The 24507-nt window shown below is 73.0% G+C and carries 21 protein-coding genes and 1 pseudogene; 18 read left to right on the top strand and 4 right to left on the bottom strand.

The annotated features are described in order from the left end of the window. Positions 1–9 precede the first annotated feature (9 nt). Genes cobM through cobC form a run of 6 tightly spaced genes read left to right on the top strand, consistent with a single transcriptional unit; the run spans position 10 to position 6315 of the window. Positions 10–828, top strand: coding sequence for a precorrin-4 C(11)-methyltransferase (gene cobM / locus ACZ79I_RS08460; RefSeq protein ID WP_471495665.1), 819 nt, complete (start codon positions 10–12; stop codon positions 826–828). Then, positions 825–2066, top strand: a complete 1242-nt coding sequence (gene cbiE, locus ACZ79I_RS08465; protein ID WP_471495667.1) for a precorrin-6y C5,15-methyltransferase (decarboxylating) subunit CbiE — start codon at positions 825–827, stop codon at positions 2064–2066. Before cobM ends, cbiE begins: the two co-directional genes overlap by 4 nt. Next, positions 2063–3748 carry a precorrin-3B C(17)-methyltransferase gene (gene cobJ, locus ACZ79I_RS08470; protein ID WP_471495668.1) on the top strand — a complete coding sequence of 562 codons (1686 nt, stop codon included), beginning with the start codon at positions 2063–2065 and terminating at the stop codon, positions 3746–3748. Before cbiE ends, cobJ begins: the two co-directional genes overlap by 4 nt. Next, positions 3745–4329: a precorrin-8X methylmutase gene (locus tag ACZ79I_RS08475; protein ID WP_471495669.1), complete on the top strand. Its 585-nt coding sequence runs from the start codon at positions 3745–3747 to the stop codon at positions 4327–4329. Before cobJ ends, ACZ79I_RS08475 begins: the two co-directional genes overlap by 4 nt. Continuing rightward, on the top strand, positions 4326–5258 hold the full coding sequence (locus ACZ79I_RS08480; protein ID WP_471495671.1) for a sirohydrochlorin chelatase: 933 nt from the start codon (positions 4326–4328) through the stop codon (positions 5256–5258). The genes ACZ79I_RS08475 and ACZ79I_RS08480 overlap by 4 nt, the downstream gene beginning before the upstream one ends. Beyond that, the gene (gene cobC, locus ACZ79I_RS08485; protein WP_471495673.1) at positions 5248–6315 is read left to right on the top strand and encodes an Rv2231c family pyridoxal phosphate-dependent protein CobC; all 1068 of its coding nucleotides are present in this window, start codon (positions 5248–5250) and stop codon (positions 6313–6315) included. Before ACZ79I_RS08480 ends, cobC begins: the two co-directional genes overlap by 11 nt. A 46-nt stretch (positions 6316–6361) precedes the next feature. Here the strand turns inward: cobC and ACZ79I_RS08490 are convergent, their stop codons facing one another. Further along, positions 6362–7315, bottom strand: coding sequence for an SCO1860 family LAETG-anchored protein (locus ACZ79I_RS08490; RefSeq protein WP_471495675.1), 954 nt, complete (start codon positions 7313–7315; stop codon positions 6362–6364). Between the two features lie 255 nt (positions 7316–7570). Continuing rightward, entirely contained in the window at positions 7571–8662 is a 1092-nt protein-coding gene (locus ACZ79I_RS08495; RefSeq protein WP_471495676.1) for an amidohydrolase family protein, read from the bottom strand. A gap of 803 nt (positions 8663–9465) precedes the next feature. Here ACZ79I_RS08495 and ACZ79I_RS08500 point away from each other — a divergent pair. From ACZ79I_RS08500 to thpD, 12 genes and pseudogenes are all read left to right on the top strand, one after another. Next, positions 9466–10989: a SulP family inorganic anion transporter gene (locus ACZ79I_RS08500; protein ID WP_471495678.1), complete on the top strand. Its 1524-nt coding sequence runs from the start codon at positions 9466–9468 to the stop codon at positions 10987–10989. Between the two features lie 296 nt (positions 10990–11285). Beyond that, positions 11286–11407: pseudogene (locus tag ACZ79I_RS08505) on the top strand (transcriptional regulator); the annotation flags it as partial. Between the two features lie 128 nt (positions 11408–11535). Beyond that, complete coding sequence (locus tag ACZ79I_RS08510) at positions 11536–12018, top strand: NADH-quinone oxidoreductase subunit B family protein (protein ID WP_471495679.1); 483 nt, start codon at positions 11536–11538, stop codon at positions 12016–12018. Continuing rightward, positions 12015–14048 carry a proton-conducting transporter transmembrane domain-containing protein gene (locus tag ACZ79I_RS08515; protein WP_471495681.1) on the top strand — a complete coding sequence of 678 codons (2034 nt, stop codon included), beginning with the start codon at positions 12015–12017 and terminating at the stop codon, positions 14046–14048. The genes ACZ79I_RS08510 and ACZ79I_RS08515 overlap by 4 nt, the downstream gene beginning before the upstream one ends. Positions 14049–14057: 9 nt before the next feature. Beyond that, on the top strand, positions 14058–15014 hold the full coding sequence (locus ACZ79I_RS08520; protein WP_471495683.1) for a respiratory chain complex I subunit 1 family protein: 957 nt from the start codon (positions 14058–14060) through the stop codon (positions 15012–15014). Further along, positions 15011–15703, top strand: coding sequence for a hypothetical protein (locus tag ACZ79I_RS08525; RefSeq protein WP_471495684.1), 693 nt, complete (start codon positions 15011–15013; stop codon positions 15701–15703). The genes ACZ79I_RS08520 and ACZ79I_RS08525 overlap by 4 nt, the downstream gene beginning before the upstream one ends. Further along, complete coding sequence (locus ACZ79I_RS08530) at positions 15703–17340, top strand: proton-conducting transporter transmembrane domain-containing protein (RefSeq protein ID WP_471495685.1); 1638 nt, start codon at positions 15703–15705, stop codon at positions 17338–17340. Before ACZ79I_RS08525 ends, ACZ79I_RS08530 begins: the two co-directional genes overlap by 1 nt. A gap of 4 nt (positions 17341–17344) precedes the next feature. Continuing rightward, positions 17345–18829 (top strand): hydrogenase large subunit, encoded by a 1485-nt coding sequence (locus ACZ79I_RS08535; protein WP_471495687.1) that lies wholly within the window; start codon positions 17345–17347, stop codon positions 18827–18829. Between the two features lie 534 nt (positions 18830–19363). After that, entirely contained in the window at positions 19364–19906 is a 543-nt protein-coding gene (gene ectA / locus ACZ79I_RS08540; protein WP_471495689.1) for a diaminobutyrate acetyltransferase, read from the top strand. Positions 19907–19935: 29 nt separating this feature from the next. Then, on the top strand, positions 19936–21207 hold the full coding sequence (ectB, locus tag ACZ79I_RS08545; protein WP_471495691.1) for a diaminobutyrate--2-oxoglutarate transaminase: 1272 nt from the start codon (positions 19936–19938) through the stop codon (positions 21205–21207). Between the two features lie 31 nt (positions 21208–21238). Next, positions 21239–21637: an ectoine synthase gene (locus ACZ79I_RS08550; RefSeq protein ID WP_471495693.1), complete on the top strand. Its 399-nt coding sequence runs from the start codon at positions 21239–21241 to the stop codon at positions 21635–21637. A gap of 6 nt (positions 21638–21643) precedes the next feature. Beyond that, positions 21644–22543, top strand: a complete 900-nt coding sequence (gene thpD / locus ACZ79I_RS08555; RefSeq protein ID WP_471495695.1) for an ectoine hydroxylase — start codon at positions 21644–21646, stop codon at positions 22541–22543. Positions 22544–22609: 66 nt separating this feature from the next. On the opposite strand, the gene ACZ79I_RS08560 is transcribed toward thpD, so the two are convergent. Together ACZ79I_RS08560 and ACZ79I_RS08565 are read right to left on the bottom strand one after the other, a co-directional pair. After that, complete coding sequence (locus tag ACZ79I_RS08560) at positions 22610–23695, bottom strand: aminotransferase class V-fold PLP-dependent enzyme (RefSeq protein ID WP_471495697.1); 1086 nt, start codon at positions 23693–23695, stop codon at positions 22610–22612. 63 nt (positions 23696–23758) lie between these two features. After that, a complete protein-coding gene (locus ACZ79I_RS08565) occupies positions 23759–24475 on the bottom strand; it encodes a DsbA family oxidoreductase (protein WP_471495699.1) in 717 nt (238 codons plus the stop codon). Positions 24476–24507 lie beyond the last annotated feature (32 nt).

Consider the following 24507-nt stretch of genomic DNA (forward strand, 5'->3'; position numbering starts at 1 on the left):
CACATCCCCATGGCCGATGCCACCACCGGCAAGGTGACCTTCGTCGGTGCCGGCCCCGGCGCCGCCGACCTGCTGACGTTCCGTGCCGCACGCGCCATCGCCGAGGCCGACGTCGTGATCTGGGCGGCCAGCCTGGTGCAGGCGGAGGTCCTGGAGCACGCGCGCGAGGGCGCCGAGATCCTCGACTCGGCCGCCATGTCCCTGGAGGACGTCGTCGCCGTCTACGAGCGGGCGCACGCGGACGGGCTGAAGGTCGCCCGGATCCACTCCGGCGACCCGGCGCTGTGGGGCGGCACCCAGGAGCAGCTCGACCGGTGCGACGCGATCGGCATCGCCACGGAGGTCGTACCGGGCGTCTCGTCCTTCTCCGCCGTCGCCGCGCTCGCCCGGCGCGAGTTGACCGTCCCGGAGGTCGCGCAGTCCGTCGTGCTCACCCGGCTCGGCGGCGGCAAGACCCCCATGCCGCCCGGGGAGGAGGTGCGCGAGTTCGCCCGCCACGGCACCACCATGGCGGTCTTCCTGTCGGCGGCCCGCAGCGGACAGCTCGTGCGGGAACTGCTGGAGGGCGGCTATCCGACGACCACCCCGGTCGTGGTGGCCCACCAGGCCACCTGGCCGGAGGAGCTGATCGTCAGGTGCACGATCGGCACGCTGGAGGAGACCGTCAAGCAGCACAGGCTCTGGAAGCACACGCTGTTCCTGGTCGGCCCCGCGCTCGACGCGCACGGCACGCGCTCGCACCTCTACCACCCCGGCCACTTCCACGGTCACCGCAAGGCCGACCCCGAGGCCCGCAAGGCGCTGCGCGCGCGGGGTGCGCGCACATGATCACGGTGGTCGGTACGGGCACGGGGGTGCCGCTTCCCGCCGAGGTGACGGCGGGCGCGGACCTCGTGGTGGGCGGGCGGCGGCATCTGGCGGCCGCCCGGCTGCCCGCGCGGGCGGAGCGCATCGTCCTCGGTCCGCTGGCGCCCGCGCTCGACGCGATCGGGCGCTGCCTCGACAAGGAGCGGCGGGTCGTGGTCCTCGCCTCCGGCGACCCGGGGTTCTTCGGGATCGTCCGGGCGCTCGCCGAGCGGTTCGGGCCCCAGCGGCTCGATGTGCGGCCCGGCGTGTCCTCCGTGGCGGCCGCGTTCGCGCGGCTCGGGCTGCCGTGGGACGACGCGGTGGTGGTGAGCGCGCACGGGCGTGATCTGCGCACGGCGGTGAACGTGTGCCGGGCGCATCCGAAGGTCGCGGTGCTGACCGGGCCGGGCGCCGGTCCCGCCGAGCTGGGGGCGGCGCTCGCCTACCGCTGCGGTGAGCGGGTGCTCGTCGTGGCGAGTGCGCTCGGCGACCCGGAGCGCGAGCGCGTGGAGCGGGTGACGCCCGGTCAGGCGGCGGCCCGCGAATGGGGTGCGGCCGTCAGCGTGGTGCTGTGCCTCGACCCGGCACGGGCGCTGGGGGGCGTGCGCACGCTCGCCGGGCCGCCGGCCGGCCCCGATGTGTGGGCCCTGGACGAGAGCGCGTTCGCGCACCGCGACTCGATGATCACCAAGTTCGAGGTGCGCGCCCTGGCGCTGGCCCGGCTGGGACCGCGGCGCGGAGAGCTGGTCTGGGACGTCGGCGCGGGCTCCGGCTCGGTCGCCGTGGAGTGCGCTCGGCTGGGCGCCGCCGTCACCGCGGTCGAGAAGACGCCCGACGGGGTGCGGCGGATCCGTGCCAACGCGGCCGCGCACGGCGTGGACGTGCGGGTCGTGCACGGGGCTGCGCCGGCCGTGCTGGACTCTCTCGACGACCCCGACGCGGTGTTCGTCGGCGGCGGCGGGCGGGAGCTGCCCGCGATCGTGACCGCGTGTGCGCGGCGGGCCCGGCGGGCGGTGGTGATCGCCATGGCCGCCCTGGACCGCGTACCGGCGGCGCGCGAGGCGCTCGTCGGGGCCGGGTTCTCCTGCGACGGCGTGCTGCTGCAGTCGTCGCGGCTCGCGCCGCTGCCGGGGGACGTGACCCGGCTCGCGGCGACCAACCCTGTGTTTCTGCTGTGGGGCATGCGGCCTGCGGCGCATAGCGAAGGAGTTGCTGAGTGATCGGCCTCATTTCCGCCACCGCGGCGGGGGCGGCTGCGCGGGACCGGCTGGCCGGGGCGTGGCCCGACCGCACACGGGTGTACGAGGGGCCCGTCGGCGACGCCGTACGGTCCGCCTTCGCGGAGTGCGAGCGTCTCGTGTGCTTCCTGGCGACGGGGGCGGTCGTCCGGCTGATCGCACCGCTGCTGGGCGGCAAGGCGGACGACCCCGGTGTGGTCTGCGTCGACGAGGGCGGGCGCTTCGCGGTGTCCCTCGTGGGCGGGCACGCCGGCGGCGCCAACGAACTCGCCCGCGAGGTGGGCGAGGTGCTGGGGGCCGAGCCCGTGGTGACGACCGCGACGGACGCGGTGGGGCTGCCGGGCCTCGACACGCTCGGGCTGCCGGTGGAGGGCGACGTCGCCGGGGTGTCGCGGGCGCTGCTGGACGGGGAGCCCGTCGTCCTGCGGTCGGACGTGGCCTGGCCCCTGCCGCCGCTGCCCGTCACCACCGAGGGGGGCGCGTACGCCGTCCGCGTCACCGATGTCCTCGCCGAGCCCGCCGGGCGGGAGGTCGTCCTGCGGCCGCCGTCGCTCGTCGCCGGCGTGGGCGCCTCCAAGGGCGCGCCCGTCGAGGAGGTCCTCGAACTCGTCGAGCGGTGCCTGCGGGATGCCGGGCTCAGCGCGGCGTCGCTCGCCGAACTCGCCACCGTCGAGGCCAAGGCCGACGAGCCCGGGATCGTCGGGGCGGCCCGGCGGCTCGGGGTGCCCCTGGTGACGTACTCCGCCGAGGAGCTGGCCGGGGTCGAGGTGCCCAACCCGTCGAACGCGCCGCTCGCCGCGGTCGGCACACCCTCGGTCGCAGAGGCCGCCGCGCTCGTACGGGGCGGCGAACTGCTGGTCCCCAAGCGGAAGTCGGCCGGCCGGCCCGCGTCGGCGACGTGTGCGGTGGTGCGCCGGCCGGGGCGCGGACGGCTGGCCGTCGTCGGGCTCGGACCCGGCGCCCGGGACCTGCTGACGCCGCGCGCCCGGGCGGAGCTGCGGCGCGCGTCCGTGCTGGTCGGCCTGGACCAGTACGTCGACCAGATCCGTGATCTGCTGCGGCCCGGCACCAGGATCCTCCAGTCGGGGCTCGGCGCCGAGGAGGAGCGGGCCCGCACCGCGGTCGCCGAGGCCCGCAGGGGCCACGCGGTCGCGCTGATCGGCAGCGGGGACGCCGGTGTGTACGCGATGGCGTCGCCCGCGCTGGCCGAGGCCTCCGACGACATCGACGTGGTCGGCGTGCCCGGAATCACCGCGGCGCTGGCGGCGGGCGCGCTCCTCGGCGCTCCCCTGGGCCACGACCATGTGTCGATCAGCCTCTCCGATCTGCACACCCCCTGGGAGGTCATCGAGCGCAGGGTGCGTGCCGCGGCCGAGTCGGATCTCGTCGTGACCTTCTACAACCCGCGCAGCCGGGGCCGGGACTGGCAGCTGCCGAAGGCGCTGGCGATCCTCGCCGGGCACCGGGACCCGGCGACGCCGGTCGGTGTCGTACGCAACGCGTCGCGCCCGGACGAGTCGGCGCGGGTGACGACGCTGGCCGCGCTGGACCCGGCGACGGTCGACATGATGACGGTGGTGACCGTGGGCAACACGGCGACCCGCCGGGTCGCGGGGCGCATGGTGACGCCGCGCGGCTACCGCTGGCAGGAGGAGGCCCGGTGAACCGCGTGGTCCATCCGATCGAGCAGGAGTCCTTCCGGCGGCTGCGCTCCCGCCTGGACACCTCGCACTTCGCGCCGCTGAGCCGGGCGGTGGTGGAGCGGGTCGTCCACTCCTCGGCCGACCTCGGCTACGCGAGCGACCTCGTCCTGGACGAGGGCGAGCTGGAGCGGGCGCACGCCGCGCTGCACGACGGGGCGCCCGTCGTGGTCGACGTGGAGATGGTCGCGGCGGGGATCACCCGCCGCGAGACGGTCTGCCGCCTGGGGGACGCCAGGTCCGGACCGGGGCTGACGCGATCGGCGCACGCCGTCCGGCTGGCGTACCAGGACGTGGGCCCGGGGGCGCTGTGGGTGATCGGCTGCGCGCCGACCGCCCTGGAGGAGCTGCTGCGGCTGGACGCCTCGCCCGCGCTCGTGATCGGGCTGCCCGTCGGCTTCGTCGGGGCCGCCGAGTCCAAGGCGGCGCTGCGCGAGAGCGGGCTGCCCGCCGTGAGCAACGTGTCCGAGAAGGGCGGTTCGGCGGTCGCCGCCGCCGCGCTCAACGCCCTGCTGTACCACCCCACGTCGAAGGAGACGCCGTGACCACCCCGCCGCCCGCCCTGCTCATCGCCGGCCACGGCACCCGGGACGACGCCGGAGCCGAGGCGTTCCGCGCCTTCGTACGGGAGCTCGGGCGGCGCCGGCCCGAGCTGCCCGTCGCGGGCGGCTTCATCGAGCTGTCGCCGCCGCCGCTGGGCGAGGCGGTGACGGAGCTGGTGGAGCGCGGGGTCCGCCGGTTCGCCGCGGTACCGCTGATGCTGGTGTCGGCCGGGCACGCCAAGGGGGACATCCCGGCGGCGCTGGCCCGGGAGAAGGAGCGGCACCCCGGGATCACGTACGCCTACGGCCGCCCGCTGGGTCCGCATCCGGCGCTGCTGAGCGTGCTGGAGCGGCGCCTGGACCAGGCGCTGGGAGGCGCGGCCCGTACGCCCGCCGACCGCGCCGGGGTGACGGTGCTGCTGGTCGGTCGCGGTTCGACGGACCCGGACGCGAACGCCGAGGTGTACAAGGCGGCCCGGCTGCTGTGGGAGGGGCGCGGGTACGCGGGCGTGGAGACGGCGTTCGTGTCGCTGGCCGCACCGGATGTGCCGGGCGGCCTCGACCGGTGCGCCCGGCTGGGCGCGCGGCGGATCGTGGTGCTGCCGTACTTCCTGTTCACGGGCGTCCTGCCGGACCGGGTACGGCGGCAGGCCGGGGAGTGGGCGGCGGCGCACCCGGACGTCGAGGTGCGGTCGGCCGACGTCATCGGCCCCGAGCCGGAGCTGCTGGACCTGGTGATGGAGCGGTACGAGGAGGCGGTGCGGGGGGATCTGCGGATGAACTGCGACTCGTGCGTGTACCGGATCGCGCTGCCGGGCTTCGAGGAGAAGGTGGGCCTGCCGCAGCAGCCGCACTTCCACCCGGACGACGAGGGCCACGACGGTCACGGGCACCATCACCACGGCGGCCACGCGCACTCCCATGCGCACTGACGGCACGCCCGACGCCGGCGCGCACGACCTGCGGCACCACGGGGACGCCGAAATCCGCGACGACGGTTCGGCGCTCACCGACCTCGCGGTGAACGTGCGCGCGGGCACACCCCCGGCCTGGCTGCGCGAGGTCATCGCCGGGTCGCTGGCCGGGCTCGCGGCCTACCCCGACGGCCGGGCCGCCCGGGCGGCGGTGGCGGCACGGCACGGGCTGCCGGCCGGGCGCGTCCTGCTCACGGCGGGCGCGGCCGAGGCGTTCGTGCTGCTCGCGCGGGCCCTGAAGGTGCGTCGCCCGGTGGTGGTGCATCCGCAGTTCACGGAGCCGGAGGCGGCGCTGCGGGACGCCGGGCACACGGTGGGCCGGGTCCTGCTGCGGCCGTCGGACGGCTTCCGCCTGGACCCGGCGCTGGTCCCGGAGGACGCCGACCTGGTGGTGATCGGCAACCCGACGAACCCGACGTCGGTGCTGCACCCGGCGGCCGCGATCGTCTCGCTCGCCCGTCCCGGGCGGACGCTGGTGGTCGACGAGGCGTTCATGGACGCGGTGCCCCGGGAGCGGGAGGCGCTGGCCGGCCGGACGGACGTTCCCGGTCTCGTGGTCCTGCGCAGCCTCACCAAGACCTGGGGGCTCGCGGGGCTGCGCGTCGGCTATGTGCTGGCCTGCCCCGAGACGATCGCCGGGCTGGAGCGGGCGCAGCCCCTGTGGCCGGTGTCCACGCCTGCGCTCGTGGCGGCTCGGGCGTGCGTGTCGCCCCGGGCGCTGGCGGAGGCGGCGCACGCGGCCCAGCAGGTGGCGGCGGACCGGGCCTATCTGGTGGCGGGGCTGCGGGAGCTCGGACCGGACGGCGTGTCCGTGGTGGAACCGGCGGAGGGGCCGTTCGTCCTCGCCCGGCTGCCGCGGGCGGCGGCCGTGCGCCGCCGGCTCCGCGGCCTCGGGTTCGCGGTGCGGCGCGGGGACACCTTTCCGGGGCTGGACGAGGAGTGGCTGCGCCTGGCGGTCCGGGACCGGGCGACGGTCGACCGGTTCCTGCAGTCGCTGGACCGCGCGATGGCGTGACGGGGCGGTGAAGGGGACCGAGCCCCTCACCGCCCCGTGCCCCGGCTCAGCCCCGGCGCCTGCGGGCCAGCCCGACGGCTCCTCCCCCCGCGGCCAGCAGCGCGACCGCCCCGCCGACGAGGTAGGGCGTCGCCGAACTCCCGCCGGTCTCCGCGAGGTTCTGCTTCCCGGGCGCCCCCTGCGGCTTCACGTCCTGCGCGGGGCCCGCCGTGGCCGCCCCGGACCCGGCGGGCGCGGTGGACTCCGCCGACGTGGTGGACGCCGTCGGTGTGGCGGCTGCCCCGGGCGTCTCGCACGTCGCCTTCGCCAGCGTGACGGTGCCCACGACCTCGGCCACGTTCAGCTTCAGCGGGTTGACGGACACCTTGAGTTCGAGGGCGGTGGCGGCCGCCGTGCGGGATGTGGTCTCCCGGGCCGACAGGTCCAGGCGGACCTCGCCGACTCCGGGCACCTTCACATCGGTGGTGCCGCCGGCGCTGAGCGTCACCTTCTTGCCGAGGACCGTGACCGCGCCCAGCACGTTCGAGTCGGCGACCGGTGCCCTTCCGGCCTCGCAGGTCGCCTTCGAGGTGACCCCGTCGACCTGGACGAGGGACAGCAGCGGCAGGCCCGGCAGATGGAGCGCGGCGTGGGCCAGGTTGACCGAGCCCTCGGCCGTGGCGCCGGACGTCGTCGCCTTCGCCGAGGCCACGTCCGCGCGCAGCACGCTGAAGGGCCTTCCTGCGTCGACCCCGTCCAGCCGGGCCGTCAGAGCGGTCTTGCCCGCGCTCTGCGGCGCGTGCACCTCGTTGAGGGAGACCGTGAGCGGGATGTTCACGGACTTGTTGAGCAGGGACACGTCGAGCCCGGTGCGCAGCACGACGGCGCTCGCGCGACCGTGGTCGGTGGTCGCGTGCGCGGAGCCCGCACCGGCCAGCGCCGCCGGGCCGGCGGCGAGGGCCGTGGCCGCCGCGACGGTGACGCAGCGGCGGGCGGGCATGCGGAAGTGGTTGCCGTTCAAGGTGGTGGGACCCCCAGATGAGACATGCTTGGGACCCCGTAAGAATTACGCACTCAGGGTGAACAGTCAGCGATCCTCCGTGACTTCACCCCATCGTGGGGTTTTCGTGGATCTTTTCGATTTTCAGGGCACGGATGTTCCCTGTTTTCACCCTCGGCCCGCACATGCGGCGAACACCCTGGTGGGCACCCCGCGCGCACGACGGAGTGCACAACGAGCCGCTCCGCCGCGCCGTCACGCTCGGTCAACGGACGGTCAGCCGACCACGCGCCCGTCGAGCACCACCCGCCGCGGTGCCGCCAGCACCCGTACGTCCGTGCGCGGGTCCGTCTCGTACACCACGAGGTCCGCCGGCGCTCCCTCGTCCAGGCCCGGGCGGCCCAGCCACGTCCGGGCGCCCCACGTCGTCGCCGACAGCGCCGCCACCGGCGGGATGCCGGCGGTCACCAGTTCCGCCACCTCGTCCGCGACCAGACCGTGGGCCAGCCCGCCCCCGGCGTCCGTGCCGGCGTAGATCGGGATTCCGGCGTCGTAGGCGGCCCGCACGGTGTCGTACCGCCGCGCGTGCAGCCGCCGCATGTGCGCCGACCAGCGCGGGAACCGGCTCTCGCCGCCGTCCGCGAGCTTCGGGAAGGTCGCGATGTTCACCAGGGTCGGGACGATCGCGACGCCCCGCTCCGCGAACAGGGGGATCGTCTCCTGCGTCAGGCCGGTCGCGTGCTCGACGCAGTCGATGCCCGCCTCGACGAGGTCGCGCAGCGAGTCCTCGGAGAAGCAGTGCGCGGTGACCCGCGCGCCCAGGCGGTGCGCCTCGGCGATCGCGGCCTCCACCGCCCCGCGCGGCCAGCACGCGGACAGGTCCCCGGCCTCGCGGTCGATCCAGTCCCCGACCAGCTTGACCCAGCCGTCGCCGCGCCGGGCCTCCTGCGCGACGTACGCGACCAGGTCGCCGGGCTCGATCTCCCAGGCGTAGTTGCGGATGTAGCGGCGGGTGCGGGCGATGTGCCGGCCGGCCCGGATGATCTTCGGGAGGTCGTCGCGGTCGTCGATCCAGCGCGTGTCCGACGGGGAGCCCGCGTCGCGGACCAGCAGGGTGCCGGCGTCGCGGTCGGTCAGCGCCTGCTTCTCGGCGACGTCGTCGGGGACCGCGCCGTGGGCGTCGAGGCCGACATGGCAGTGCGCGTCGACGAGGCCGGGCAGTGCCCAGCCCTCGACGGTACGGACGTCGCGGGCGCCTGCCGGGCGGTCGTAGGAGACCCGGCCGTCGATCACCCATACCTCGTCACGGGCCTCGTCCGGTCCGACGAGCACCCGCCCCTTCACATGCAGCACCGCGCGATCGTTCATGTACCGCACCTTAGTCCGGACACTCCTCCGCCCGGCCCGCCCGGCCGGAGATCCGGCCCTCCTCCCCCACGGCGGGGCGGCGGTGCCGGACTCCCCCGCACGACCTCCACCGGCGCCCCCGGCCCCGTCCGCTCCGGCGCCCTTCCCGACGGCCGGCCCCTCCCCCTGATGACGGGTTGGCGAGCGGCCCATGCTGGAGAGCCGGCTGGAATTCCACCGCGCCGCCCTTGCACTCAAGCGCTCCCGGGCTCGACGACCGACGGGTGCGCTCACTCCGCCGAGGGCGCACGCACCCGGTGACAGCGGGTGTCCGGCGCTCCCGGACTGTCGCGGAGTCCCCGCCCGCACCAGGCTCCGCGCACCCGCAGTCATAGGCATTGCCTTTGACATCATAAGCCGAGGATGTCTACCGGCTGCCGGGCCCACGGGCCAGCATGGGGGAATATCGCGGACTGCCAAAATGATGCGGCATGTCCACCTATATCCGGATCCGCGCTGAGGCAGGCATTGGCGATCGATCAGCGCGCATGTGGATCGGCTGTCAGGGTCGTATTGTCACGTGCGGGGCCGAGCATGAGTTTCTGCTCGACAAGACATGGTCAGCGCCAATGACCTGGCCCGCCACCTGCGCAATACGCACCGATGCAGCAAGCGTTCGGTGAACTCGACCGAACGGGCCGAGGGCGAGGCCTGGTCGGTGAGTGACGAAAGGTGAAGGCGCGCATGATGCCAATGGGTCAGACGGCGGTATCGGTGTGAAGGGCGAAGAGAAGACCCGACAGCGGCCACGCTGGAAAGACACAGTGACCCGGGACGTGATCGCCGGGGTGAGCGTGGGCTTGGTGCTGATACCCCAGTCGTTGGCTTATGCCCAGCTCGCCGGGCTGCCTCCTGCGGTGGGGCTCTATGCGGCGGCCGCTGCGCCGATCGCGGGCGCGATGGTGGGATCGTCGCCGTACCTGCAGACCGGCCCGACTGCGGGTACGGCGCTCCTGGTTCTCGGCACGCTGAGCTCACTGGCGCCGGTCGGGGGAGGCGAATACGTTACTCTCGCCGCGCTGTTGGCCGTGCTGGTCGGCGTCTGGCGGGTTCTGCTGGGCCTTCTCAAGGGTGGTCCGCTCGCATACCTGATGTCACAGCCCGTGCTGACCGGTTTCACCATTGCGTCCAGCCTGGTCATCATCGTCTCCCAGTTGCCGGCGGTAGTGGGGGTCCGCTCCGGCTCCACCAATCCGCTGTCCAGCGCCTGGGGGGTGCTGAACCAGGCGGCCGAGTGGGAAATATGGGCGATTGCGTTCGGCCTCGCCACGGCCGTGGTGATGGTGGCGGCGAAGCGGATCTCTCCCCTGATGCCGGGCGTCCTGATCGCGGTTGTCGGTGCGATCGTGGTGGGCGTTCTGCTCGATTACTCGGGCCGCACGGTGGGGGAGCTGCCGACCGGACTGCCGGCCTTGACTGTGGACTTGCCGTGGAGCGATGTGCCACGCCTGCTGATGGGATCGCTGGTGATCGCGTTGGTCGGCTTCGCCGAGCCGGCGTCGATCGCCCGGCGGTTCGCCGCTGCCGACCACCACCGATGGGATCCCGACCGGGAGATGGTCGGTCAGGGCCTGGCCAACATTGCCGCCGGTCTGGGTGGCGGGTTCGCCGTGGGAGGATCTTTCTCCCGTACGGCGGTGAACCGGCTCGCCGGTGCCCGCACCCGGTTCAGCGGCCTGGTCACCGGCCTGGTGGCATTGGCGTTCTTGCCGGTGGCCAACATCCTTTCCGAGCTGCCCACCGCGGTGCTGGGCGCCATCGTGATCGTCGCCGTGGTGCCGCTGCTGAACCTCAGGCCGCTGCGGGAGTACTGGCAGTACTCCCGCCCCCAGGCCGTCGTCGCCGTGGGCACGCTGGTGACGGTTCTCGTGGTGGCGCCCCGCATCCACCTCGGGGTGCTCGTCGGAATCGGGCTTGCGATCGCCGTACACCTGTGGCGTGAACTCCACGTCCACGTCCATTCCTGGGCCGAGGGCGACGTGCTGCACCTGCGGCCGCGCGGGGTGCTCTTCTTCGCGTCCGCGCCCCCGCTCGAGGGTGCTTTCGGTGACTTGCTCGCCGCACACCAGGACGCGCAGCGGCTCGTCCTGCACTGTGACGGCATGGGACGCATCGACCTCACCGGCGCCTTGGCGTTGCGCGCGGTCGTCGAGGATGCGAAGGCGGCCGGTGTCGCCGTCGAGCTCGTCGGCGTACCGCCGCAGACCCGGCGCATCCTGTCCCGGGTGCTGAAGACGGAAGTCGGCGAGGCTTCCTCCACGCCCGACGGCGCCGAGCTTGCCGTATGACCTCGGCACCGTTGGCCCAAGAAGGCTTCCGCTTACCGCTCGACAGGCGAACACCGGCCATCCCGGACTGAATCCTGCTCTTCTTGAAGGCCCTCTTCACCTGTCTCTCCTTATCGAGGGATGGGTGAAGAGGGGCGGCGTAAGCGGATGCTGCGGGCGGTCTCGGGGCGGTGGCCTTGCTGCCAGGCGTCCATGCGGATGAGGTTCACGGCGGTGGCAGCGAGGCAGTGGCCAGGCGAGTGGCGGCTGTGTTCCGGTCGGCTGCGCGTGCGTGAGTCGGTGGACGACCTGGACCCAGTCCGCACATCGCGAAGCTGCTCCGGTCGCCCGCACCATCCTGTCGGGCGTACCGGCCGGGCGGGCCGAACTGCTCGCCGCACCGCAGTCCGCGTTGGACGAGGGGAGGCCGCCCTCGTAGCGGCGGCCCTCGGTTAAACGGTCAAAGATCAGCCAATCAGGCAAAGTGCGGTAAATACCGCATGTCCGGTTGAGGTGTGTCCCGTTGGACACTCCGCGGACCGGTCTTCACTGTGTCGGGAGGGGTTTATGGGCCTGTTGCGTAAGATCCGCGCCACCGGGCGGGTGGCTGAGCCGGCTCCACCGCGCCCGGTCGGCGAGGTCCCGGAGGCGGCGCGGGGGTTCGGGGGCTCGGTGCAGGTGCGGTGTGTGGATGCGGGGTCCTGCAACGGCTGCGAGATCGAGATCGCGGCGGCCTTCAATCCGGTGTATGACGCCGAGCGGTTCGGGGCGCGGTTGGTGGCCTCGCCCCGGCATGCCGATGTGGCTTTGGTGACCGGGCCGGTGACGCGGAACATGGCTGGGCCGCTGCGGCGTACGGTCGCGGCGATGCCCGAGCCGCGGCTTGTGGTGGCGGTGGGGGACTGCGCGATCGGCTGTGGGGAGTTCGCGGGCGGGTACGGCGTCGAGGGTGCCGTTCCGGATGTCGTGCCTGTGGACCTCCAGGTGCCTGGGTGTCCGCCGGAGCCGGAGGCGATCGTGGCGGCGCTCAGGAGGGTGACCGGTAGATGAGCGTCGTCTCGGTCGCTCTCGCGGTGGCTGTCGGGCTGGGTGGCGTGGGTGCGGTGGCCGGGTTCGTGCTGCCGTATCGGCCGCGTGTGCCGGTCGTCGGAGTGCTGACGGCGGGTGTCGGTGTCGGCGGTGCCGCGGCGGGTGTGGCCGCGCTGGGCGGCGGCCGTTGGACGGCCTTCGTTCCGGGGGTGTTGCCCCTGGCCGGGACGCATCTGGCGGTGGACGCTCTGGCGGGGCTGTTCATGGCGGTGGCGGGGGTCGTGGTGGCTGCGGTCGCGGTGTATGGCATCGGGTATGCCGCCGGGCATGGGTCGCACGGGCTCGGCTCTCGCACGGCGCAGGCGGTGCTGCCGCTGTTCGCTCTGACGCTGGTGCTGGTGCCGGTGGCGGCGTCGGTGTCCACGTTCCTTGTGCTGTGGGAGTTGATGGCGCTCGCCTCGCTGCTGCTGGTGCTGGCCGAGCACCGGGAGCGGGGTCCGGTGCGGCAGGCCGGTGTCTGGTACGCGGTGATGACCCATCTCGGTCTCGTGCTCCTGCTGGCCGGGTTCGCCCTGTTCGCCGCGCGGGCGGGCGGGGAGAGCTTCGATGTGCTGCGGGCGGGGGCCCATGATCTGTCGCCGATGGTGCGCGGGCTGGTGTTCGTGCTGGTGGCGCTGGCCTTCACCTCGAAGGCGGGTGCGGTGCCGCTGCATGCCTGGCTGCCCAGGGCGCACCCCGAAGCGCCCAGTCCGGTCTCGGCGTTGATGAGTGCGGCTATGGTCAATCTGGGCGTCTACGGTCTTGTGCGTACCGGCCTCGATTTGCTCGGCGGCGGGCCGGCGTGGTGGTGGCTGGGGCTGATGGCCGTCGGTGGGGTCAGTGCCGTGTACGGCATCCTGCAGGCGGCGATGGCCTCGGACCTCAAGCGGCTGCTGGCCTATTCGACCAGTGAGAACATGGGCCTGGTGCTCATCGGTGTGGCGGCCGCCGGGCTGTTTGCGGCCTCCGGTGACCGGGCGCTTGGGGCGCTGGCGCTGACGGCGGCGCTGCTGCATGTGGTCAACCATGCCGCGTTCAAGGCCCTTTTGTTCAGTGCGGCCGGGTCGGTGCTGCGTGCCACCGGTCTGCGGGATCTGGATCTGCTGGGCGGGCTGCGCTCGCGGATGCCGTACACGGCCGGGCTGTTCGCGCTCGGTGCTCTGGGCGCGGTGGCGCTGCCGCCGGGCAACGGGTTCATCAGCGAGTGGCTGCTGTTGCAGTCCCTCATCCATGGGCTGAGGGTGCCGGGTGTCGCGGTGGGGGTCGTGCTGCCGCTGGCGGTGGCGCTGATCGCGTTGTCTGCGGGTATCGCCGCGGCGGTGTTCGTCAAGGCGTTCGGTGTCGGGTTCTTTGCCCGGCCCCGCGGGGAGCGGGCCGCCTCGGGGCGGGAGGCGCCGCCCCTGATGCTTGCCGGGATGGGGCTGCTCGGCGTTTTGTGTGTGGGCCTGGCGTTGGTGCCGGGCGTGCTGGGCGGTGGCCTGGAGCGTGCGGTGGCCGCGGCCGGGTTGCCGGGCGGCGATGGTCTGGTGGGTGGCGGGCCGGCGCTGCGGCTCGCCGAGGTGTCCGCGTCGTTGTCTCCGCTGTGGGTGGTCGCCGCGCTGACCGCCGCGCTTGCCCTGGCTGCGGGCCTGCCCCGGCTGCTGCGGCGGCGCCGGCGTCGTATGCGCGCGCCGCTGTGGGACTGCGGGGGCGGGGCGCCGACGGCCCGCATGGCCTACACGGCGACCTCGTTCGCCGAGCCGCTGCAGCGGGTCTTCGATGATGTGCTTGCACCGGAGCAGGACCTGGACGTCACACCCGTGCGGGAGTCGGCGTACCTGGTGGAACGGGTCCGTTTCCAGCGCCGGGTGCCCGACCGGATCGAGCACCGGCTGTACGAGCCGGTGCTGCGCCTGCTGGCCGGGGCCGGCCGGGCGGCACGGCGGCTGGCGGGCGGCAGCGTGCACCTCTACCTCGGCTACGGCTTCGTCGGCCTGGTCGTCGTACTGTCGATCCTCGCGTTGGGCTGGTGAAGCGGACGGATGAGTACTGTCGGATATGCCGCCGTCGCCGGCCAGGTCCTCGTGGTGGGGGCCGGGGCACCGTTGCTGACCGGGTGGATGCGGCAGGTGCGGGCCCGCCTGGAGGGCCGGGCCGGGGCCGGTGTGCTGCAGCCGTGGCGGGATCTGCGCAAGCTGCTGCGCAAGGAACCCATCACCCCGATCGGGACCGGGCCCGCCTTCCGCACCGCCCCCGCGGTGCTGGTCGCCACCACCGTGGTGGCCGCGGCCCTGGTGCCGCTGCTGGCCACCGACACTCCGGTCGGCGGCCATGCGGACCTCATCGTGGTGGTGGCCCTCATCGCGCTGGGCACCCTGGCCCTGGCCCTGGCCGGTCTGGACACCGGCACGGCGTTCGGTGGGATGGGCGCCTCCCGGGAGATGACGGTGGCGGCCCTGGTGGAGCCCACCATCCTGCTGTCGGTGTTCGCCCTGTCGATCCCCGCCGGGACGACCAACATCCCGGCCATCGTCTTCGGTGCCGCCCACGACCCCGCCCGCCTCGCCTCCCCCGTGAGCCTGCTCGCCACCGCCGCGCTCGCGGTGGCGGTGCTCGCGGAGACCGGGCGGATCCCCGTCGACAACCCCTCGACCCACCTCGAACTGACGATGATCCACGAGGCGATGGTCCTGGAGTACGCCGGCCCCGACCTGGCACTGGTCGAACTCGGCGCCCAGATGCGCCTGACCCTGCTGCTGGGACTGCTCTCCTCGCTGTTCCTCCCGTGGGGGATCGCCACCAGCACCTCCTGGGCCGCCCTGGCCGTGGCCCTGGTGCTGTTCGCGGTGAAGGCCGCCGCGCTGGGCGCGGTACTCGCCGCGGCCGAGGTGTTCTGGGCCAAGGTGCGGCTGTTTCGGGTACCCGAACTCCTCGCCGGATCCTTCCTGCTGGCGCTGCTCGCGGTGGCCGCCTCCTACTTCCTGAACGGAGCGCCATGAACAGCGGCCTGTACACGCAGTTCCTGGACGTGGCCTGCGGCGCCTTCCTGCTGGCCGCCGTGATCGTACTGTGGCGGCGCGAACTTGCCGCGATCGTACGGGTCTTCGCCCTGCAGGGCATCGCCCTGGCCGCCATCGCGGTCCTCCTCGGCGCGCACGAGGGACGGTGGGACCTGATCGCCGTGGGCATCGGCATCGGGCTGCTCAGAGCCGGCGTCCTGCCGTATCTCATGCGCCGGGCCCTGACCGCACTCACGGCGGACCGGCAGTGGTATGGCACCGGCGGGGCGGAGGCGCGGGAGACCCAGCCGCTGGTGAACGTCGCCGCCTCCCTGCTGACCGCCTCGCTGCTGACCCTGCTGGCCTACGTGGTCAGCCTGCCCCTGACCGAGCTGGACCCGACGCCGGCCACCCGCGCGCTGCCGGTCGGCCTCGCCGTGGTCCTGATCGGCTTCTTCGTCCTGGTCACCCGCAGACGGGCCCTGGCCCAGGTGGTCGGCTTCCTGCTGCTGGACAACGGCATCACCGCCACCGCCTTCCTGGCCGCCTCCGGGGTGCCGCTGATCGTCGAACTCGGCGTCTCCTTCGACGTGCTGCTGGCCGTGCTGGTTCTGCAGATCCTCACCACCCGAATGCGGGAGGCATTCGGCACCACCGACATCGACGACCTGCGGGAGCTGCACGACTGATGCCCTACCTATCGCAAGGAGGCACCGCCTCCACCCTGCTGCTGACCGCACCCGCCGCCGTCCCCCTCGCCGCCGCAGCCGCATACACGCTGGCCGGAGCACGCACCCACCGGCCGGCGGCCGTGCCGACCGCGGTGGCCCCGGAGCTTCGGCGGCCGGCAGGCCCGGTGAAGTCCTCCGTCCTGGTGGCCGAGGAACCCCCGACCGAGCAGGCTCCGCGGCGCCGCGCCGCGGACTGGGCCGGGCTTCTCTCACCCGCCGCCGTCCTCGGGTCCGCGGCTCTGCTCGCCGCGACCGTCGTGGACGACGGCCCCCGGACGGCGTACGCCGGACTGCTACGCGCCGACGCGCTCACCGTCTGGATGCTGCTCGTGGTGGGCGCCGTCGCCACGGTCGCCTGCGGTTCCGCACCGGCGTATCTGGCGGGTGAACGGTCCGCCGGCCGGGAGGGCGACCGCACCCGGTGGCGCTACCACGCCCTCGTGCAGGCGTTCCTGGCCGCGATGAGCCTGGCGGTGGTGACCGCCAACCTCGGTGTGCTGTGGGTCGCCGTGGAGGCCACCACCATCGTCACCGCCTTCCTCGTCGGGCACCGCCGCACCCGCACCTCCGTGGAAGCCGCCTGGAAATACGTGGTGATCTGCTCGGCCGGCATCGCGCTCGCCCTGCTCGGCACCGTCCTCGTCTACTACGCGGCCCGGCAGGCCGGCGTCGCCGAGGCATGGGCGCTGGACTGGCCCACCCTCGTCTCCCACGCCGACCGCCTCGACCCGGCGGTCACCCGCCTCGGCATCACCCTGGTCGTCCTCGGGTTCGGCGCCAAGGCGGGCCTGATCCCGCTGCATGCCTGGCTGCCGGACGCCCACAGCCAGGCTCCCGCCCCCGTGTCCGCGCTGATGTCCGGAGTGCTGCTGTCCGTGGCGTTCGCCGCGGTCCTGCGCTACCGGGTGATCGCGGACGCCGCCCTCGGCCCGGACTTCACCCGGGTCCTGCTGGCCGGGATCGCACTGCTCACCCTCGCCCTCGCGGCCGCGCTGCTGCTGGCCCAGCGCGACTACAAGCGGATGCTGGCCTACTCCAGCATGGAGCACATGAGCCTGATCGCGCTGGCCGCCGCGGTCGGCAGCCCGCTCGCCCTGGCCGCCGCGCTGCTGCACATCGCCGGACACGGCCTCGCCAAGTCGGCCGCCTTCTGCGCCTCCGGCCGCATCCTGCACCTGACCGGCACCACCCGCATCGAGCAGGTCCGCGGGCTGCTCGCCCGGGCACCCGCGTCGGCAGGAGTGTTCGGGCTCGCGGTCGTGGCGCTGATGGCCTTCCCGCCGTTCAGCCTCTTCGCCTCCGAACTGGCCATCGCCCGGGCCGGCTTCGCCGCGGGCACCGGCCTGGGCTGGGCCACCGCGGCGGCCCTGCTGCTCGTGCTCGTCGCCTTCGCCGCGCTCGCCGCCCGCACCGCCCGGATGCTGCTCGGCCCCGCACCCGAACCCGCGCCGGCACCGGCACCGCATACCGCCTCCGAGGCGTCGGCCGTGTGGCCGCTCGTCCTCGGGCTCGTCGCCTGCGCCGCCCTCGGCGTCGCCACGGGACCGCTGACCGATCTGTTGCACGCCGCCGCCCAGGCGATTGGAGGCAGGTGAGACGATGCGTACCACGCACGACATCGAGGTTTCCGAACTCCCACGGCGCGCGGAGGAGTTGCTGCGCGAGGGCCACCGGCTGGCCCTGGTCGCGGCCCACCACGACGAGCGCGGACCGCGCGTGGTGTACCTGTTCGCGGCCGGCCCGCCCGACACCCGCACCGAACTCCACGTCCGCCTCGACCCGGACCGGCCCGAACTGCCCACGCTGGCCCATCTCTCCTTCCCCGCGGGCCGGTTCGAGCGCGAGATGCGCGACCTGTTCGGCATCGTGCCCCTCGACCACCCGCTCCCGCGCCGACTGGTGCGCCACTTCCACTGGCCCCGCGGCTGGTACCCCATGCGGCCCGACGCCGGCCCGCCCCCGGCCTTCGGCGAACAGGAAGGCCCGTACCCCTTCCTGGAGGTGGAGGGCGAGGGAGTCTACGAGATCCCCGTCGGCCCGGTGCACGCCGGGCTGATCGAGCCCGGCCACTTCCGCTTCTCCGTCGTGGGCGAGACCATCCTCAAGCTCAAGGCACGGCTGTGGTTCGTCCACAAGGGCATCGAGAAGCTCTTCCAGGGCCGCACGATCACCACCGGCCTACCGCTCGCCGAGCGGATCAGCGGCGACACCGCCGTCGGCCACGCCCTGGCGTACTGCCTGGCCGTGGAAGAGGCCACCGGCACCGAGGTCCCACCCGAGGCCCAGCGCGCCCGCGCCCTGCTCCTGGAACTGGAGCGGATCCACAACCACGTCGCCGACCTCGGCATGCTCTGCAACGACGTCGGCCACGGCATCCTCAACACCCAGGCCCAGCGCGTCCGCGAGCACCTCCTGCGCCTGAACCGGGAGATCACCGGACACCGGCTGCTGCGCGGCGGCGTCGTCCCCGGCGGCGCGGTCCTGCACGCGCTGCCGGATGCGGGCAGGCTGAAGGCCATCGGCGAGGACATCCGCGAGATCACCGGCCTCGCCCTCGGCCACTCCACCGTCCACGACCGCTTCACCGGCACCGCCATCCTCCACACCGACGCCGCCCGCGCGATCGGCTGCCTCGGCTATGTCGCCCGCGCCAGCGGCCTGCCCGGCGACGCCCGTACCGCCCACCCCTTCACCGCCTACGACACCCCGCCCGACGTGCCGGTCCACGACAGCGGGGACGTCCTGGCCCGCTTCCTGGTCCGCGCCGAGGAGATCGACGTCTCCCTCGCCCTCGCCGAGCGGCTCCTGGACGGGCTGCCGGACCCCCGGGCGCTGCCCGCGCCCGTACCGCCGCGGCCCGGCACGGGTCCCGGCACCGGGGTGGGCCTCGTGGAAGGCTGGCGCGGCACCATCGCCACCCGCGTCGAACTCTCCCCCGACGGCAACCTGGCCCGGGTCAAGCCAGTCGACCCGTCCTTCTTCAACTGGCCCGCACTACCAGTGGCATTGGCGGACACGATCGTCCCGGACTTCCCCCTCACCAACAAGAGCTTCAACCTCTCCTACGCGGGCAACGACCTGTAGGGGCCGTCCCGGCCGGGGGTCCGGGGTCGTGGACGACGCCGTGCCGGAGCCGAGCCGGGACCAGCGGACGGCGCCCCCGGCGAAGCCGATGCGGGCCAGGTTGCGGATCGCGCGCACGGCGGCCTGCGGGTCGTCCGCGCATGACGCACAGGTCGCCCGCCGGTGCCAGCGCATCGACGGAGTGACCGGCGCCTGACTCCGGCATTTCCCCGTCCTTTCCGTCTCTCCGTCCGCAGAATTCAATGAATTCCATCCAGGGCAGCTCCCCGTTTTCTTCTGCCCGCTTTTCCTTGGCCTAAACGCAAAGGTTTTGCGAACACCAACCAGCACAATACGGGCGGATCTCGCGGGGATTACGGGAGTGTGACCCACTCCACAGCCCGACCTTTTTGGGCGGTATTTTACGGGCATACCCTCCCAAAAACTGCCCCCTTCATGCGGGCGCACGCGCCCGCGCAGATAACACATAAGACGCCCACCCGTAAGCCCTTCCGACGATGCAATTTTAAATTTCCCTCGGTAAATTCCATCCGCATGACCGCCGCACAAGCAGACCTGCAAGCGGAATTCCCGGAAATGCCGGAGGGGCTTCGGATCGACCGTCCCGCGGTGGCGGACGGGGCCGCACTCTGGCGCATGGCCAGGGACTCCGGGGTCCTCGACCTGAACTCCTCCTACAGCTATCTGCTGTGGTGCCGTGACTTCGCCGGCACCTCGGCGGTGGCGCGTGCGGAACCCGGCGGTCCGCCCGTCGGGTTCGTCACCGCCTACCTGCGGCCCGACCGCCCCCGCACCCTCCTGGTGTGGCAGGTGGCCGTCGACGCCGCCCACCGCGGGCGCGGTCTCGCGACGCGACTGCTGGACACGCTCACGGCGCGGGCCGCGGACGAACACGGGGTGACGGGGATCGAGACGACCATCACTCCGGGCAACACCGCCTCCGAGCGCCTGTTCCTGTCCTACGCCCAGCGGCACGGCGCGGCCGTGGAGCGTGAAGTCCTCTTCGAGACACGCCAGTTCCCCGACGGGCCGCACGAGCCCGAGGTCCTCTACCGCATCGGCCCCCTCTCCGTCTGACCCCCCACGTACCGAGGAGCGTTTTCGCCGTGACCATCACCCAGCCCGACCTCGGCGTCTTCGAGACCCTGGAGTCGGAGGTGCGCAGCTACTGCCGCGGCTGGCCCACCGTCTTCGACCGCGCGCAGGGCAGCCGCATGTACGACGAGGACGGGCACGAGTACCTCGACTTCTTCGCCGGCGCCGGTTCGCTCAACTACGGGCACAACAACCCCGTCCTGAAACGTGCGTTGATCGACTACCTGGAGCGGGACGGCATCACCCACGCGCTCGACATGTCGACCGTCGCCAAGCGGTCCTTCCTCCAGACGTTCCAGGACCTCGTGCTGCGGCCGCGCGGCCTGCCGTACAAGGTCATGTTCCCGGGGCCCACGGGCACCAACGCCGTCGAGGCCGCCCTCAAGCTGGCCCGCAAGGTGAAGGGGCGCGAGGCCATCGTTTCCTTCACCAACGCCTTCCACGGCATGTCCCTGGGATCCCTCGCCGTCACCGGCAACGCCTTCAAGCGCGCCGGGGCCGGGATCCCCCTGGTGCACGGGACGCCCATGCCCTTCGACCACTACCTGGACGGCAGGGTCCCGGACTTCCTGTGGTTCGAGCGCCTGCTGGAGGACCAGGGATCCGGGCTCAACCAGCCCGCCGCCGTCATCGTCGAGACGGTGCAGGGCGAGGGCGGCATCAACGTCGCCCGGCCCGAGTGGCTGCGGGGGCTCGCCGACCTGTGCGCGCGCCGCGACATGCTGCTGATCGTCGACGACATCCAGATGGGCTGCGGACGCACCGGCGCCTTCTTCTCCTTCGAGGAAGCGGGGATCGTGCCCGACATCGTCACCGTCTCCAAGTCCATCAGCGGCTACGGACTGCCCATGTCGCTGTGCCTGTTCAGGCCGGAACTGGACATCTGGGAGCCGGGCGAGCACAACGGCACCTTCCGCGGCAACAACCCGGCGTTCGTCACGGCGACCGCCGCCCTGGAGACCTACTGGAGCGACGGGTCCTCGATGGAGAAGCAGACCCGGGCCCGCGGTGAGCAGATCGAGCAGGAGCTGATCTCCATCACCGAGGAGAACCTCGCCGACGTCAAGGAGTACCGCGGGCGCGGACTCGTGTGGGGTCTGGAGTTCCACGACAGGCGGCGCGCGGAGTGCGTGGCCCGCCGCGCCTTCGAGCTCGGACTGCTCGTGGAGACGTCCGGCCCCGAGAGCGAGGTCGTCAAGCTGCTCCCGGCCCTCACCGTCACCCCCGACGAACTGGACGAGGGACTGAGCACCCTCGCCCGCGCCGTCCGCGAAACCGTCTGAGCGACCCCGGCACAAGGAGGTACGTACCACCGTGATCGTCCGTTCGTTCAAGGACATCGAAGGCACCGACCGGCACGTCAGGGCGGCGTCCGGCACGTGGGAGAGCAAACGGATCGTCCTCGCCCGGGAGAAGGTCGGCTTCTCCCTGCACGAGACGGTCCTCTACGCGGGCACGGAGACGTCCATGTGGTACGCGAACCACATCGAGGCCGTCGTGTGCGTCGAGGGCAAGGCCGAACTGACCGACCACGAGACCGGGAAGGCGTACACCGTCACGCCCGGGACCATGTACCTCCTGGACGGCCACGAGCGGCACACGCTGCGCGTCGAGGAGGACTTCCGCTGCATCTGCGTCTTCAATCCCCCCGTGACCGGACGGGAGGACCACGACGAGAACGGCGTCTACCCCCTGCTCACCGAGGAGGTCTGAACCACCGTGACCACCACCGTCACCCCCGTCAGCGATCTGTACCCCACCCGCGGCACCACCGAGGTGTCCGTCCCCCGCCAGGACCCGGTCGTCTGGGGCGCGCCCGGCACGCCCGGGCCGATCGCCCTCGCCGATCTCCAGGCGTACGAGCGCGACGGCTTCCTCGCCATCGGCGAGCTGCTCACCGAGGACGAGGTCGCCGTCTACCGGCAGGAGCTCCAGCGGCTCGTCACCGATCCGGCGATCCGCGCCGACGAGCGGTCGGTCGTGGAGCCGAGGTCGAAGGAGATCCGGTCGGTCTTCGAGGTCCACAGGATCAGCGAGGTGTTCGCGAGGCTCGTCCACGACGAGCGCGTGCTCGGGCGCGCCCGGCAGATCCTCGGCTCCGACGTCTACGTCCACCAGTCGCGGATCAACATCAAGCCCGGCTTCGGGGCCAGCGGCTTCTACTGGCACTCCGACTTCGAGACCTGGCACGCCGAGGACGGCATGCCGAACATGCGGGCGGTGTCCGTCTCGATCGCGCTGACCGAGAACTACGACACCAACGGCGGTCTCATGATCATGCCGGGGTCGCACAGGACGTTCCTCGGCTGTGCCGGGGCCACGCCGGAGGACAACTACAAGAAGTCCCTGCAGATGCAGGACGCGGGCACACCGTCCGACGAGGCCCTCACCGCGATGGCGAGCCGCCACGGCATCAGGCTGTTCACGGGCGGGGCCGGTTCGGCGACCTGGTTCGACTGCAACTGCATGCACGGGTCGGGGGACAACATCACCCCCTTCCCGCGCAGCAATGTGTTCATCGTGTTCAACAGCGTGGAGAACGCGGCAGTGGAGCCCTTCGCGGCGCCGGTGCGGCGGCCCACGTTCATCGGAGCCAGGGACTTCACCCCCGTGCGGTGAGGCCCGCCGCACGGGACGGCCCGAACGCGTGGGCCGCCTGCGGGGCCGTCCCCCCACCGTCTCCCCTCAGCCCGACAGGACGTCCAGGAGGCGATCGACGTCCGCGGTCGTGTTGTACAGGTGGAAGGCGGCCCTCAGGTTGCCCGCGCGGTCCGAGACCTCGACGCCGGCCCGGCTCAGGTCCGGCTGGCGGGCGCCGAGCCCGGGGACGGAGACGATCGCCGAGCCCGGCGCGGGGACCGGCTCGTGGCCGAGGCCGTTCAGGCCCGCGCGGAAGCGGTCGGCGAGGGCGAGGTCGTGGGCCAGCACCCGCTCCGCGCCCAGTGCCTCCAGCAGCGCCAGCGAGTGGCGTGCGCCCGCGTACGAGAAGAGCGCGGGGCTCTCGTCGAAACGCCGTGCGGAGTGGGCGAGTTCGGCCACCGGCCCGTAGCAGCTGTCCCAGGGCTCCTCGCCCGCGACCCAGCCCGCGAAGACGGGAGTGAGTCCGCCGAGGTCCTCCGGCACCACCAGGAAGGCCACGCCGCGCGGGCAGACCAGCCACTTGAAGGCGACGGAGGCGACGAAGTCGTACGCGTCGGCGTCGACCGGCAGCCAGCCGGCGGCCTGGGACGCGTCCACGTACGTCCGGGCGCCGTGGGCGCGGGCGGCCGCGCGGATGGCGGGCAGGTCGGCGATCCGGCCGTCGGCGGACTGCGCCGCGCTGACGGCGACGAGGGCCGTGCCGGGCCGTACGGACTCCGCGATCCGCTCCAGCGGGACGGTGCGCACCGTGAGGTCACGGCGCAGGTGGAAGGGGGTCACGACGGAGCTGAAGTCGGCCTCGGCGGTGAGCACTTCCGCGCCCGGGGGCAGGGACGCGGCGATCAGCCCGGTGTAGACGGCGACCGAGGCCCCGGCCGCCACCCGGCGGACGGGGACCCCGGTGAGCCGGGCGAAGGAGGCGCGTGCCGCCTCCACGTCGGCGAACATGTCGGTCGGCTGCCCGGCGGCGGCCGACTCCAGGGCGGTCCGCACGGCCTCCACCGTGCGGGCCGGCATCAGCCCGCTGCTCGCGGTGTTCAGATAGGTGTTCTTCGGAGCGAACTCGGCACGGACCAGGGTCTCGAAGGTCTCCATGGGACCACTGTGGGGCCCGATGAAGTCATAGTCCATTGCCGATTATTACGTGGTTTCGCTAAGGAATGCTTATACATCCGCCCCGACCTGCGCCGTTGCTCAGTGCTGGGGCACCGCGCACCCGTCGGGACCGCAGGCGTCGGCTCCGCCGTCCTCGACCGCCGGGAGCGGCGGACGCTCGCCCCACGCCCGCGTCAGCGCCTGGGCGAAGACCTCGGCGGGCTGCGCGCCGGAGACGCCGTAGGTGCGGTCGAGGACGAAGAACGGCACGCCGTTCGCGCCCAGCTCGGCGGCCTCGCGCTCGTCCGCCCGGACGGCGTCGGCGTACGCGGTGGGGTCGGCGAGGACGGCGCGGGCGTCCTGGGCGTCGAGCCCGGCCTCCACGGCCAGCTCCACCAGCCGCTCGTCGCCCTCGGAGAAGAGGGAGCGCTCCTCGGCGAAGTTCGCCCGGTACAGGATCCCGATCAGCTCGTCCTGCCGGCCCTTCTCCTTGGCGAGGTGGAGCATGCGGTGCATGTCGAAGGTGCTGCCGTGGTCGCGGCCCGTGGTGCGGTACTCCAGGCCCTCCGCGGCGGCCTGCGCGCCGAGGTTGTCCTCCCCGGCCTGCGCCTGGGCCTCGCTCATCCCGTATTTCTCGGCGAGCATCGCGAGCACCGGCCGCACGTCGCCCTTGGCGCGCCGCGGGTCCAGTTCGAAGGAGCGGTGCACCACCTCGACCCGGTCCCGGTGGGGGAAGGCCCGAAGCGCCTTCTCGAAGCGGGCCTTGCCGACGTAGCACCAGGGGCAGGCGATGTCGCTCCAGATCTCGACGCGCATTCTCGGCTTCACTCCCTCGTACGGGTACGGAG

This window comes from Streptomyces sp. PSU-S4-23 (genome assembly GCF_055632315.1).